Consider the following 12,817-nt stretch of genomic DNA (forward strand, 5'->3'; position numbering starts at 1 on the left):
GGACCGTAGGAGCGACCGAACCGGTCCGCCCCCGGGCCTGCTCCGTACGGACCCATGCCCGACGGTCTATCCCGCGGTGGGCATGACAGGCAGCGGGAGCGGCAGCCCCGGAAGGCCGTCGATGCTGGTGGCGACGTGCTCCTTCTTCTCGAAGTACTCGCTGAGCGAGGCGTCGTCCTCGCGGGCGAAGCGCTGGGCGTGGAGCGGCCGGTCCTCGTCGTAGGACATGAGGGGCACGGCGAATCCGCAGGTGTCCCGGATCAGCTCGGCCGTCACCACGATGATCGCGCGCAGTCCGTGCGGTGTGGGGTCGACGCCGGGGAAGTGGGCGAGCAGGCCGGTGAACCGCGGGTCGTCGCGGAAGACGGGCTCGCCGCGGCCGTGCACCCGCACGATGTTCGGCGGTCCCTGGAAGGCGCACCACATGAGGGTGATGCGGCCGTTCTCGCGGAGATGCGCCACGGTCTCCGCATTGCTCCCGGCGAAGTCCAGATAGGCCACGGTCCGCTCGTCGACGACCGCGAAGCAGCCGGTGACGCCCTTGGGGGAGAGGTTGACCGTGCCGTTCCCGTCGAGGGGCGCGGTCGCCGTGAAGAAGATGTGCTGCTCTTCGATGAAGGTCCTGAGCCGTCCGTCGATACGTTCGTACGTCTTTCCCATGGGGCGATTATTGTCGCCAACGCGGCTCCCGGCAGGGGCATTTCAGCCGGTGGGACGCCGCTGGCGGACCGTCGCGCGGAGGTGGGCCCGCAACAGCCGCTCCGCCGCCACACGCAGCGCACGCGGTCGGTCCGCCCCGGTCCTGACGAGCAGCCACTCGTGCGGTATCCGGTCGGCGTCCGGCAGCAGAGCCTGCGTCACCGCCCGGACGACGGCGGGTGGCGGGTCGTCGATTCACCCGCACCTTTGACAAATCATACGGAAGGTTGCATAGTTATGCCTATCAGGGATTGCGCCGTAAGGAGAAACCTGTGACCGAGCGCGTCGCACTCACCTACTCGGGCGACACGTTCGACCATTCCAAGGCACGGGGCTTCACCGAGATCTTCGGCCTCTCGTCGAAGATCGCCGCGAAGCGTGACCTGCCCTGACGCCGACCCGTTTACGTCACCACCTCCCCGTTTCTCCGCGGCGGGGAGGCGGCCGCACATCCACCCCCTGGCATTTCCGAGGAGCACGCAGTGAGCAACGGCACCGGCAACAGCGACGTACGCCTCTGGGGCGGCCGTTTCGCCGACGGTCCGGCCGAGGCGCTGGCCAAGCTGTCCGCCTCCGTCCACTTCGACTGGCGGCTCGCGCCGTACGACATCGCCGGCTCCCGCGCCCACGCGCGTGTCCTCAACAAGGCGGGCCTGCTCACCGCGGACGAACTGGCCCGCATGATCGCCGGTCTCGACCAGCTCGAGGCCGATGTCGCCGACGGCTCCTTCACCGGCACCATCGCCGACGAGGACGTCCACACCGCGCTGGAGCGCGGCCTGCTGGAGCGCCTCGGCAAGGACCTCGGCGGCAAGCTGCGCGCCGGCCGGTCCCGCAACGACCAGGTCGCCACGCTCTTCCGGATGTACCTGCGCGATCACGCCCGGATCATCGGCGGTCTGATCGCCGAGCTCCAGGACGCCCTGGTCGGCCTCGCCGAGGCGCATGCGGACGTCGCCATGCCGGGCCGTACGCATCTGCAGCACGCCCAGCCCGTACTCTTCGCCCACCACGTCCTGGCCCATGTGCAGTCCCTGTCCCGGGACGCCGAGCGGCTGCGGCAGTGGGACGAGCGCACGGCCGTCTCCCCGTACGGCTCCGGCGCACTCGCCGGTTCGTCCCTGGGGCTCGACCCGGAGGCGGTCGCCGCCGACCTCGGCTTCGAGCACGGCTCCGTCGCCAACTCCATCGACGGCACGGCCTCCCGCGACTTCGTCGCCGAGTTCGCGTTCATCACGGCGATGATCGGCGTCAACCTCTCCCGGATCGCGGAGGAGGTCATCATCTGGAACACGAAGGAGTTCTCCTTCGTCACCCTGCACGACGCCTTCTCCACCGGCTCGTCGATCATGCCGCAGAAGAAGAACCCGGACATCGCCGAGCTGGCCCGCGGCAAGTCCGGTCGGCTCATCGGCAACCTGACGGGCCTGATGGCCACGTTGAAGGCCCTCCCGCTCGCGTACAACCGCGACCTCCAGGAGGACAAGGAACCGGTCTTCGACTCCTGCGACCAGCTCGAGGTCCTGCTGCCCGCCTTCACCGGCATGATGGCCACGCTCACCGTCAACCGCGAGCGGATGGAGGAGCTCGCACCGGCCGGCTTCTCGCTCGCCACGGACATCGCCGAGTGGCTGGTCAAGCAGGGCGTCCCGTTCCGTGTCGCGCACGAGGTCGCGGGGGAGTGCGTCAAGGAGTGCGAGCAGCAGGGCATCGAGCTCGACGAACTCACCGACGCGCAGTTCGCGAAGATTTCCGAGCACCTCACCCCCGAGGTCCGCACGGTTCTCAACGTGCCGGGCGCGCTGGCCTCTCGCAACGGGCGCGGCGGTACGGCCCCGTCTGCCGTCGCCGCCCAGCTTGCCGAGGTCAAGGCCGACCTTGCCGCCCAGCACGCATGGGCGACCGCGAAGAGCTGACAGCAGCCCGCAGGCGACGAGGCGGGGAGCGGTCGTGCGCTCCCCGCGTCCGTACGGGCGGGTGACCGAACGGCGACGAAGGGGGTCCGGGGTGTGGCCGACCACCACGTCACCGCCGTGACGGTGTGGAAGCCGACACCGGCACTCGCCGGGCCGATGACCACCGGTCCGCTCCCGCGGGTGCTCATCCGGCTGAAACTCCCGGACGACACGGAAGCCGACCTACCGGCCGACCTCGACCAGGTCTGCGCAGGTCCGAGGGGCGAGGCCCTGGCCGGACCGGCCCGCTTCCGGCCGGCGAGGGCCCGATCGGCCGAATCCCGCGGCTGGACGCACGTGAATCCGGCTGCGTTACGTTGGCGGGAGCACCCCGACGACGAGGAGCCCGCGATGCCTTTCGGACGCCTGGCCTCGGCCACGACCCCGACCGCCCACATCGGGCTCGGCCTGGCCGCGGTCGGCAGGCCCGGCTACATCAATCTCCACCGCGACCGGGATCTGCCCGAGGACCGGAGCGTCGACGCCCTGCGCGAGCGCACCCATGAACTGCTCGACGCCGCCTATGCCCAGGGCGTCCGCTACTTCGACGCCGCCCGCTCCTACGGCCGCGCGGAGGAGTTCCTCGGCGCCTGGCTGGCTGCCCGTCCCGAGGTACGAGATGTCGTCATCGGCAGCAAGTGGGGCTACACCTACACCGCCGACTGGAAGATCGACGCCGAGGCGCACGAGGTCAAGGACCACAGCCTCGCCACGTTCGAGCGGCAGCGCGCCGAGACCGAGGCGCCGCTCGGCGACCGGCTCGACCTCTACCAGATCCACTCCGTGACGGCCGACAGCCCGGCCCTCACCGACAAGGAACTCCACGCGCGGCTCGCCGAACTCGCGGCCGACGGAGTCAGCGTCGGACTCTCCACCAGCGGCCCCGCCCAGGCGGACGCCATCCGTGCCGCGCTCACCGTCAGGGTCGCTGGCGAACCCCTCTTCCGTACCGTCCAGGCCACCTTCAACGCCCTGGAGACCTCGGCCGGTCCCGCGCTCGCCGAGGCGCACGAGGCCGGGCTGACCGTGATCGTCAAGGAAGCCATGGCCAACGGGCGCCTCGCCGGAACGGATGCCCCCGCGATCGTCCAGGAGATCGCGGCCGAGGCGGGCCTCGGAAGCGACGCGGTCGCGCTCGCGCTGGTGCTGCACCAGCCGTGGGCCGGCGTCGTGCTCTCCGGCGCGGCGACGGTCACCCAGCTCGCCGGCAACCTCCACGCCCCGCTCGTCGGCCTTGACGAGGAGCGGCGGTCCCAGCTCGACGCGCTGGTCGAGGAGCCCGAGGCGTACTGGCGCCACCGCGCCGCGCTGCCCTGGAGCTGATCGGCGGCGCACCAGCCGATTCCTTGATCACCGGCCGTTCCGTCACATCGGCGCCGCTCCACGCGTCAATGTTGTGACAGCACGCGACGGAGGAATGGGTCTGTGGACGAGAACGATTTTCTGGCAGCACGCTTCGAGGAGAACCGGACCCATCTGAAGGCCGTGGCCTACCGGATGCTCGGCTCGCTGAGCGAGGCGGAGGACGCCGTCCAGGAAGCGTGGATCCGGCTCAGCCGCTCCGACGACCGGCAGATCGGCAACCTGGGCGGCTGGCTGACCACGGTCGTCGGCCGGGTCTGCCTGGACATGCTGCGCTCCCGCCGGTCCCGGCGGGAGGAGCCGCTGGAGGCAGGGACACCCGACGGGCACACCCCCGATCCGGTCCTCGGTCCGCAGCCCGGCAGTGACCCCGAGCAGCAGGCGCTGATCGCCGACTCGGTCGGGCTCGCGCTGCTCGTGGTGCTGGAGACGCTGGACCCCGCCGAGCGGCTGGCGTTCGTGCTGCACGACATGTTCGCGGTGCCGTTCGACGAGATCGGGCGCATTGTGGACCGCACCCCGGCCGCGGCCCGTCAGCTCGCCAGCCGGGCGCGCCGCCGGGTCCGGGGCGTGGACCCGGCGCCCGACCCCGATCTCAGCCGCAGGCGCGAGGCCGTCGAGGCGTTCCTGGCTGCCGCCCGGGGCGGCGACTTCGACGCACTCGTCGCGGTGCTCGACCCGGACGTGGTGGCACGGTCCGACAGCGGCGCGGGTGGTGTGGGTGCCCCGTCGCTGGTGCGCGGAGCCGCGTCGGTGGCCCGCCAGGCGATGATGTTCGCGCCGTTCGCCCGGTCCTCGCAGATGGCTCTCGTCGACGGGGCCCTCGCGGTCATCTCGACCCGCGAGGGGCAGCGGTTCTCGGTCATGCGGTTCACGATCGAGCGGGGCAGGGTCACCGAGCTGTACGTGATCAACGACCCGGCCCGGCTTCCGGAGCTGGATCTGACCGTGCTCAACGACTGAGAGCCTGTCCGGTGACCTTCGACCGGAGAGCGGACGCGGCGTGGTGCGTGGCACGCCGTGGCCGCCCGATCAGAGGTCGCCCGACAGGCTCTGAGAAGGGCCGGGGGCGGGCCGGGGCTCAGTTCCCGTCCCGGTCGGCCGCCCACTGGGTGAGCGTGTCGCAAGCGGGAGCAGTGGCGAATGCTCGCGGAGCGGGCCCCGGAGCGCGACCGCCGACTACCTGCACGAGATCTTCGAGCCCACCGCTCATGCAATCGCCGGCCCGGAAAGAGCGCTGGAAGCCGTCGGCCTCCTCGATGAAGCCCTCTCACTCGATCTGCGGCGGCCCCAGGACTACTTCGGCCGCATTTGGAGCACCGCGTTCCGGGCAACACCACCCTCAAACACCGTGTTCATCAGCTCACCCAGGCGCACCGCAAGCTCCAGGAGCGGCTCGAGGGCGCCCGTTCCAACCTCCGGTTCGCCGAGAAACGCATCGCCGACCTCGAAGCCCAACTCCTTGAACGAGGACAGCCATGACCGACGAACCATCAGCTGAACCGGTCCGCTGTCCCATCCCAGGGGAAGTGAGCTGTCGACAACGCCGGCCACCAGAGCGGCGCGTGTCCTGCGACACGAGCTGAGCAACTCAACGCGCAGCGGCGTCGGCGAGGATCGCCTGAAGCCTTCCTCGGCATTCGGCGACGAAGGCGGGGAAGGTGTGCTGGTAGTAGGAGATCCCGCTGACGCCCACCGCGATCGCCCAGGCGCGGGCGCGAGCCCAGGTCGAATCGTCTAGGTTCAAGGCGTCCCAGTAGGCATGTCGTGCTTGGGGAGGCAGGTCCCAGAGTGTGGAGTGCTCGGCGTCGGGAAAGCCGACCGAGAGTCCTCCGAAGTCGATGACTGCGTGGAGCTTGCCTTCCCGGACCAAGAGGTTGGTCGGCTTGAGGTCGCCGTGAAGCCACACGTGAGGTCCGGAGGGCTCGGGCAGTGCGAGCGCGGCTCGCCACAACTGCTCCAGAGTGTCAACGTCGAGCTCAGAACCCACTATGGTCCGGCAATCGTCGAGACATCTACTGATCCACTGGTCGCATGGCCCCAGGCTGCCTCCGCGGTACCAGCTGAGGTCTTCTGCGCGAGACGCTCCCATGAGGCCGATGCTGTGGAGTTCCCGCACGACCGCCGCCAGGTCGGTTCCGAAGGAGGCCCAGTCCCGGACGGTGTCCGGGCCGGCTTCGTCACCGTCGATCCAGCGGTAGACCGACCAGACCAGGGGAAAGGCGTCGGTGGGTGTTCCGGCATGGACGAGCGCGGGAATCGGACATGCGAGGAGGGGTGCCAGGCGAGGAAGCCATTCCTGCTCTTTCCGTACGGACTGTCCCTTGTCAGCGGCTCGCGGGAGCCGCACGAGAAGGTCGTCGCCCAGCCGGTACATGGTGTTGTCGGTGCCCGCGCCTGCGGGCGACAACGGTAGGTCAATCCACTGTGGGCGCTGTTCCTTGAGCAACGATCGGATCAGCGTCTCGTCGACTGGGATCTCATTCTCGTGAAGAGTCACGTCGGAAGTCTCACCGCTGGATGGAACCGGAAGCCAGTGAATTTCCATGACGCGCCCGGGAGGAGGCCGAGCAGGCCACCGAGCGAACTCCATGAGATCGCGGCTCAGCGCCGTCGAGCTTCAGTAACAGATGGCGTGGGACAAGACATTCACCTCGACCCCGACCAGGCCGCCTCCCCCGCGCGGCTGCTGGCCGAAGACGCTCTGGCCACCGAATCAGCCGCGTCACGGACACCTACGCGACGCATCTGCCCAGTTCACAGCCCACCTGGTCATTCCGAGAGTCGGTAAAGCCGCGTACTCGACGACATACTGCGTCTTCCAGAGCGTCCCGTCCGGCGCGCTGCCGTGCATCGCCGGCCAGTCGATGTACGGCAGCTGCGGCAGTCCGAGATGCGGGCCGATCCACTCGTTGGCCTCGCCCTTCCAGGTCGTCGCCCAGGCCAGTGTGTAGCGGTCGGCAAGCGTCAGCAGCTCCGCCCCGTGCGCCGGGTTGAGCAGGACGGGCAGTGCGGGCCCCTCGGTCCACCCCGTCGGCCGCATCCGGTGTCTCGTACATCCATCGGGGGTGTGATGGCGTGACAGTGCCGCGTACGGATTCAGCGGACCGCCGATGTCGATCAGCAGCAGCGGCTTCATGGCGCCATGGTCCCGCCTCCGGCAGGGAAGGGCGACGCATTATCCAATGAGACTTTCTTGTCTCATTCAGGTTAGTGTTGTCTCATGACTCTTGACCGTGAGCAGGTGCTGCGCAGCGCCGCCGCGCTGCTGACCCGTAAATCGACCGCCACCATGGACGAGGTCGCCCGGGCGGCGGGCATCGGGCGCGCCACCCTGCACCGGCACTTCGCCGGACGGGACGCCCTGGTCAGAGCATTGGAGGACCTGGGAATCCAGGAGTTCGAAGCGGCCTTGGACGCCGCCGCGCTCGACGAGGGAACCTCGGAGGAGGCGCTGCGCCGGCTGATCGCGGCCGTTGAACCGTGCGCCGGACTGCTGTCCTTCCTCGTCACGGAGAACCAGCTCTTCGAGGGCGAAGAGGTGAACGACGGCTGGAACCGGACGGACGCACGGGTCTCCGCCTTCTTCCGGCGCGGTCAGGAGCGCGGCGAGTTCAGGATCGACCTGACCTCTGCCTGGCTGACCGAGGCCCTCTACGGACTCGTCTCCACCGGTGCCTGGGCCGTCCAGGCGGGCCGGGTTGCCGGACAGGACTTCCAGTACATGATCGTCGAGTTGCTGCTCGGCGGAGCACGCCGGAGCGTGGAGCAATGACCAGCACCGACCAGCACACGGAGACCGCGGAGGAGCTGCGTCGCCCCGGGCGGTGGATCGCGCTGTCCGTCCTCGTCCTCGCCGTGCTGCTGGTGGCCGTCGACGCCACGGTCCTCGGGCTGGCGACACCGTTCCTCACCGAGGATCTCCAGCCGACCGGCACCCAGCTCCTCTGGATCGGCGACGTCTACTCGTTCGTCATCGCCGGACTCCTGGTCTCCATGGGCAGCCTCGGTGACCGCATCGGCCGCAAGAAGCTGCTGCTGAGCGGCGCCACCGCGTTCGGCGCGGTCTCCGTGCTGAACGCCTACGCGAGCAGCCCCGAGATGATGATCCTGGCGCGGGCGCTGCTCGGGGTCGCCGGTGCCACCCTGATGCCGTCCACCCTCGCCCTGATCCGCAACCTCTTCAACGACCCGCGCGAGCGCAGCTTCGCGATCGGCATCTGGGGGGCCATGGCATCGGCGGGCGCGGCCGTGGGTCCCGTCGTCGGAGGATTCCTGCTCCAGCATTTCTGGTGGGGCTCGGTCTTCCTGATCAATCTGCCGGTGATGGTGGTCCTCGTGGTCGTCGGCATCCGCATGATCCCGGAGTCGAAGAACCCGGCGCCCGGCCCCTGGGACCTGGTCAGTGTCGCACTCTCCCTGATCGGCATGATCGGTGTCGTGTACGCGATCAAGGAGCTGGCCGCGCACGGGGCGAGCTGGGAGGTCGCGGTCTCCGGCATCGGTGGTGCGGGCGCGCTCTACTGGTTCGTCCGCAGGCAGCTGACGCTCCCCGAGCCGCTGCTGAACATGCGGCTCTTCCACCACCGGGGTTTCTCGGGCGCGGTCCTCGCCGACCTGCTCACCATCCTCGGCATGTCCGGGCTCGTCTTCTTCCTCTCCCAGTTCCTGCAATTGGTCCAGGGACGCGGACCGCTGGAGGCCGGGCTCGCCGAACTGCCCGCGGCCGTCGGCGCGGTTGCCTGCGGTCTGGTCGCAGGCATGGCCGCCCGCCGCTTCTCGGTCCGGTCCGTGGTCTCCGCCGGACTGGCGGCGGTCGGCGTCGCACTCGCCGCCGTCACCTTCGTCCACCGGGAGACCGGCTATCCGCTGATCGGTCTGCTGCTGCTGGTCGTCGGCATCGGCGCGGGCTTCGCCTTCACCGTGACCGCCGACGTGATTCTCTCCAGTGTCCCGAAGGAGCACGCGGGCTCCGCGTCCGCGGTCTCCGAGACGGCGTACGAGCTCGGCGCGGCCCTGGGCATCGCCCTGCTCGGCTCCATCGTCACCGGCGTCTACCAGGACTTCGTCACCCCGAACGGCATCCCGGCCGAGCCCGCCGTGGCTGCCCACGAGTCACTGGGTGGCGCGGTCGAAGCGGCCCACGGCCTGCCGCAGGCGCAGGGGAACGCCCTGGTCTCCGCGGCGCAGGACGCGTTCGTTGACGGGCTGCACATCGCCGCGGGCGTCGGCGCTGTGGTCCTGCTGGCGACGGCCGTCGCCTCCTGGTTCCTGCTGCGCGGCCAGGCGCTGGAAGAGGAGATTGAACACCCTTAGCGGCGTCCTGGGGCCATCCTTCTCCGGCCATTCGGGTTGTCCCGACAAAGGGAGGGGCCCGTACCGCCGAACGCGGTACGGGCCCCTCCGAACGTCCGATCAGGCGGCCTTCGCCTTCGTCGCATACATGTCGACGTACTCCTGGCCCGACAGCCGCATCACCTCGGCCATCACGGAGTCCGTCACCGCCCGCAGGACATAGCGGTCGCGGTCCATGCCCTCGTACCGGGAGAACTCCATCTGCTCGCCGAAGCGGACCGTCACCTTGCCGGGACGGGGCAGACCGGTACCGCCGGGCTGCAGCTTGTCCGTGCCGATCATCGCGAACGGCACCACCGGCGCGCCCGTCATCAGCGTCAGCCGGGCGATGCCCGTACGACCGCGGTAGAGGCGGCCGTCGGGGGATCGGGTGCCCTCCGGGTAGATGGCGAACGCCTGGCCCTCCTCCAGCACCCGACGGCCCGTCATCAGTGCCGCGACACCGCCGCGTCCGCCGTCCCGGTCCACCGGGATCATGCCGCAGCCGGTGAAGAACCAGGCCATCAGCCGGCCCTTGAGACCCTTGCCCGTCACGTACTCGTCCTTGCCGATGTAGAACACCGGCCGGTCGCAGCAGATCGGCATGACCATCGAGTCGATGAACGTCAGATGGTTGCCCGCGAGGATCACCGGACCGTCGCCGGGAATGTTCTCCACGCCCTCCACCTGGGGGCGGAACATCAGGCGCAAGATCGGTCCGAGCACTGCCTTGATGAGTGCGTGTCGGGACAACGGTTCCTCCGGTGTAGTGGCCGGCCGAGGCGCGGGATCGTGACGGTCCATGCAGGTGAGGACGATACTCGCGGGTACTCGCTGATCGCACATCGGGTTCATCGAGTCGCCACGCAGCGTTGATGTGTGTTTCCGCCATGTTCGTCCATGAGCTGCCGTCCCGACGGTGTGGCTGCCTACGATCGGGCCTCGCTCGACGGTGCCACACATCACATGCGAGGGAGTATTCATGACAGAGCGTGCGCAGGCGAACCCCGGTCGCCGGACCGTCCTGGGAGCGGGAGCGGCCGTACTCGGCGCGGCCGCGCTCGGACTTCCCGGCACGGCGGACGCCGCCGAGCGGCCCGGTGGCCACGGCGGCGGCCACGGCAGTCGGCTGGACCTTCCCGTGCCGACCGTCATCGGCCACCGCGGCACGAGCGGCTACCGGCCCGAGCACACCCTCGGCTCGTACCAGCTGGCCCTCGACATGGGCGCGCACATCATCGAGCAGGACCTGGTCCCCACCAAGGACGGCCATCTCGTCTGCCGCCACGAGAACGACATCACTGCCACCACCGACGTATCGGCCCACCCCGAGTTCGCCGGCCGCAGGACCACGAAGAAGGTCGACGGGGTCTCCCTGACCGGCTGGTTCACCGAGGACTTCACCCTCGCCGAGCTGAAGACGCTGCGCGCCAAGGAGCGCATACCGGGCAACCGCCAGAAGAACACCCTCTACGACGGCCGCTGGGAGGTCCCCACCTTCGAAGAGGTGCTCCAGTGGGCCGACCGCGAGGGCCGCAGGCGCGGCAAGCAGATCTGGCTGTACGTCGAGACCAAGCACCCCACCTACTTCCGCGGCCTCGGGCTCGGCCTGGAGGAGCCGCTCGCCAAGCTGCTGCGCCGCTACAACCGCCACCGCACGCAGTCCCCGCTGATCCTCCAGTCCTTCGAACCCAGCAGCATCCAGCGGCTGTCGAAGCTCGTCGCCTCCCCGCGCGTCGTCCTGCTCTCCGGCGCCGGATCGCGGCCCTGGGACTTCGTCGCGACCGGCGACCCGCGCACGGTCGACGACCTCGTGACCCCCGCGGGGCTGAAGTGGATCGCGTCCTTCGCACAGGGCATCGGCCCCACGCTGGACCTGATCATTCCCAAGGACGCGTCGGGCCGGCTCACCACGCCGACCTCCCTCGTGCAGGACGCGCACGAGGAGGGCCTGATCCTGCACCCGTACACGATGCGCAATGAGAACTCGTTCCTGCCCGCCGACTTCCGTCGCGGCACCGACCCCAACGCGTACGGCGACGCCTTCGGTGCGTTCCGGACGTACTTCGCGACCGGCATCAACGGGATCTTCTCTGACAACCCGGACACCGCCCTGCTCGCCGCCGAGGACTTCACGAAGAACTGACACGGCGCCCCGCGTCAGCACCCGGCCGGCCATGCCCCGGTCGGGTGATGCGCCCCGCGGACGGCAACCGCCCGTCCGCGGCGGCGCGTCGGGTGAGACATGACGCTTCCCGCAGACGCCGCCCCCGCCGCCGTCGTGCGCGCCCTGTACCCGCTCGTCAGCGCCGAGGCGACGGCCGAGGCAGGCTGTGCGGCAACGGGCGCGGCCGTCGAACCCGCCGATCTCGAACAGACCGTCTGGCTGCGGCTGCTGGAACTGCTCGCGGACCGGACACCGCCGGCCGACCCGGCCCGCTGGGTCCGCGACACCGTACGGGAGGAGGCGCGCCGCGCCCGCCGTACCGCGCGGCGCGAACGTCCGTACGCGGATGGGACCGTCCCGGACCCGGCCGACTGCCCCGAGCGGTCCGCCGTCGGCGCCGACGAACGCCGTGCGCTGCACGCCGCGGTGGAGCGGCTGCCCGGGCGGTGCGCGAGCCTGCTGGCGGCGATGCTCGCCCCGAGCGATTCCACATACAAGGAAATCGCAGGGAAGTTGGGTATGTCACAAGGCAGTTTGGGGCCGATCCGTTCCCGATGCCTTGGATGTCTGCGCAGAATGCTCGCGGCGGAGGTTGTCGTTCCTGAACTGCGGGGATAGGAGCAGGGGCAACCGGTGGACCAGGTGAGCGGGAGGCATGCACACATGGGCATGAGTGTGATCATCTCGGCGGCGACCGCGGAGGACGCCGAACAGATACTGAAGCTCCAGTACCTCTGTTTTCAGAGCGAGGCGGAGCTCTACGGGAATTACCGCATCGACCCGCTGGTGCAGACCCTCGACTCGGTCCTGGGCGAAGTGACCGCGAACCTGGTGTTCGTGGCACGGCTCGGTGACGAAGTCGTCGGCTCGGTACGCGGATCCACCGATCCGGACGGCACCGGAGAGATTGGGAAGCTCTGTGTGCACCCCCGGCTCCAGGGGCACGGCCTCGGCGCCCGGCTGCTGAACGCCGCGGAGTCCGCACTCGCCGATCAGCGGTCGGCCACCCGGTTCCGGCTGCACACCGGGCACCGCAGCGAGACCAATCTGCGGCTCTACCGGCGAGCGGGTTACGCCCCTGTGGGCAGCGCCACCGGTCAGGACGGTGTCCGGTTGATCCTTCTGGAGAAGGATGTCGCCGAACAGGCCTACGTCGCCAGCGTCTAGGGCGTGTTTCGAAAGTCCCGCCTGCCTGGCGGCGTCTGGCACGCACGCACGCTCGCTGCGTTGTCGGGCTCGCCCCGATACGACCGGTATCGGGGCGACCCTCCGCCTTGCGATCGCACGCACCAGACGCCGC

13 protein-coding genes and 1 pseudogene are annotated in these 12,817 nt (G+C 69.6%); 8 read left to right on the top strand and 6 right to left on the bottom strand.

Going from position 1 to position 12,817, the window contains the following annotated elements:
- Positions 1-66: 66 nt before the first annotated feature.
- Entirely contained in the window at positions 67-660 is a 594-nt protein-coding gene (locus tag ACIBB8_RS33025) for a pyridoxamine 5'-phosphate oxidase family protein (RefSeq protein WP_398958443.1), read from the bottom strand.
- A gap of 42 nt (positions 661-702) precedes the next feature.
- Positions 703-861, bottom strand: a complete 159-nt coding sequence (locus tag ACIBB8_RS33030; protein ID WP_384379338.1) for a hypothetical protein — start codon at positions 859-861, stop codon at positions 703-705.
- 320 nt (positions 862-1,181) lie between these two features.
- Between ACIBB8_RS33030 and argH the strand changes: the two genes are divergently transcribed.
- From argH to ACIBB8_RS33045, 3 genes are all read left to right on the top strand, one after another.
- On the top strand, positions 1,182-2,615 hold the full coding sequence (gene argH / locus ACIBB8_RS33035) for an argininosuccinate lyase (RefSeq protein ID WP_398958445.1): 1,434 nt from the start codon (positions 1,182-1,184) through the stop codon (positions 2,613-2,615).
- 390 nt (positions 2,616-3,005) lie between these two features.
- A complete protein-coding gene (locus tag ACIBB8_RS33040; RefSeq protein WP_398958465.1) occupies positions 3,006-3,977 on the top strand; it encodes an aldo/keto reductase in 972 nt (323 codons plus the stop codon).
- Between the two features lie 102 nt (positions 3,978-4,079).
- Positions 4,080-4,979, top strand: coding sequence for a sigma-70 family RNA polymerase sigma factor (locus ACIBB8_RS33045; protein ID WP_398958447.1), 900 nt, complete (start codon positions 4,080-4,082; stop codon positions 4,977-4,979).
- Positions 4,980-5,312: 333 nt separating this feature from the next.
- Here ACIBB8_RS33045 and ACIBB8_RS33050 read toward each other — a convergent pair whose 3' ends face one another.
- The 3 genes and pseudogenes from ACIBB8_RS33050 to ACIBB8_RS33060 all read right to left on the bottom strand — a co-directional run.
- Complete coding sequence (locus ACIBB8_RS33050) at positions 5,313-5,570, bottom strand: hypothetical protein (protein WP_398958450.1); 258 nt, start codon at positions 5,568-5,570, stop codon at positions 5,313-5,315.
- Positions 5,571-5,607: 37 nt separating this feature from the next.
- Entirely contained in the window at positions 5,608-6,516 is a 909-nt protein-coding gene (locus ACIBB8_RS33055; RefSeq protein ID WP_398958451.1) for an aminoglycoside phosphotransferase family protein, read from the bottom strand.
- 291 nt (positions 6,517-6,807) lie between these two features.
- Positions 6,808-7,155, bottom strand: a pseudogene (locus tag ACIBB8_RS33060) (hypothetical protein); the annotation flags it as partial.
- A gap of 84 nt (positions 7,156-7,239) precedes the next feature.
- On the opposite strand from ACIBB8_RS33060, the gene ACIBB8_RS33065 reads away from it, so the two are divergent.
- Entirely contained in the window at positions 7,240-7,791 is a 552-nt protein-coding gene (locus ACIBB8_RS33065; RefSeq protein WP_398958453.1) for a TetR/AcrR family transcriptional regulator, read from the top strand.
- Positions 7,788-9,332: an MFS transporter gene (locus ACIBB8_RS33070; RefSeq protein WP_398958455.1), complete on the top strand. Its 1,545-nt coding sequence runs from the start codon at positions 7,788-7,790 to the stop codon at positions 9,330-9,332. The genes ACIBB8_RS33065 and ACIBB8_RS33070 overlap by 4 nt, the downstream gene beginning before the upstream one ends.
- Positions 9,333-9,431: 99 nt before the next feature.
- Here the strand turns inward: ACIBB8_RS33070 and ACIBB8_RS33075 are convergent, their stop codons facing one another.
- Complete coding sequence (locus ACIBB8_RS33075) at positions 9,432-10,103, bottom strand: lysophospholipid acyltransferase family protein (RefSeq protein ID WP_358862075.1); 672 nt, start codon at positions 10,101-10,103, stop codon at positions 9,432-9,434.
- A 229-nt stretch (positions 10,104-10,332) separates the two neighbouring features.
- Here ACIBB8_RS33075 and ACIBB8_RS33080 point away from each other — a divergent pair, with 229 nt between their 5' ends.
- The 3 genes from ACIBB8_RS33080 (at position 10,333) to ACIBB8_RS33090 (ending at position 12,684) form a co-directional block, all read left to right on the top strand.
- Positions 10,333-11,496, top strand: a complete 1,164-nt coding sequence (locus tag ACIBB8_RS33080) for a glycerophosphodiester phosphodiesterase (RefSeq protein WP_398958458.1) — start codon at positions 10,333-10,335, stop codon at positions 11,494-11,496.
- Between the two features lie 99 nt (positions 11,497-11,595).
- On the top strand, positions 11,596-12,135 hold the full coding sequence (locus ACIBB8_RS33085) for a sigma-70 family RNA polymerase sigma factor (RefSeq protein WP_398958460.1): 540 nt from the start codon (positions 11,596-11,598) through the stop codon (positions 12,133-12,135).
- A 45-nt stretch (positions 12,136-12,180) separates the two neighbouring features.
- A complete protein-coding gene (locus tag ACIBB8_RS33090; RefSeq protein ID WP_398958463.1) occupies positions 12,181-12,684 on the top strand; it encodes a GNAT family N-acetyltransferase in 504 nt (167 codons plus the stop codon).
- Positions 12,685-12,817 lie beyond the last annotated feature (133 nt).

This window comes from Streptomyces sp. NPDC051286 (assembly GCF_044455345.1).
Lineage (GTDB): Bacteria > Actinomycetota > Actinomycetes > Streptomycetales > Streptomycetaceae > Streptomyces.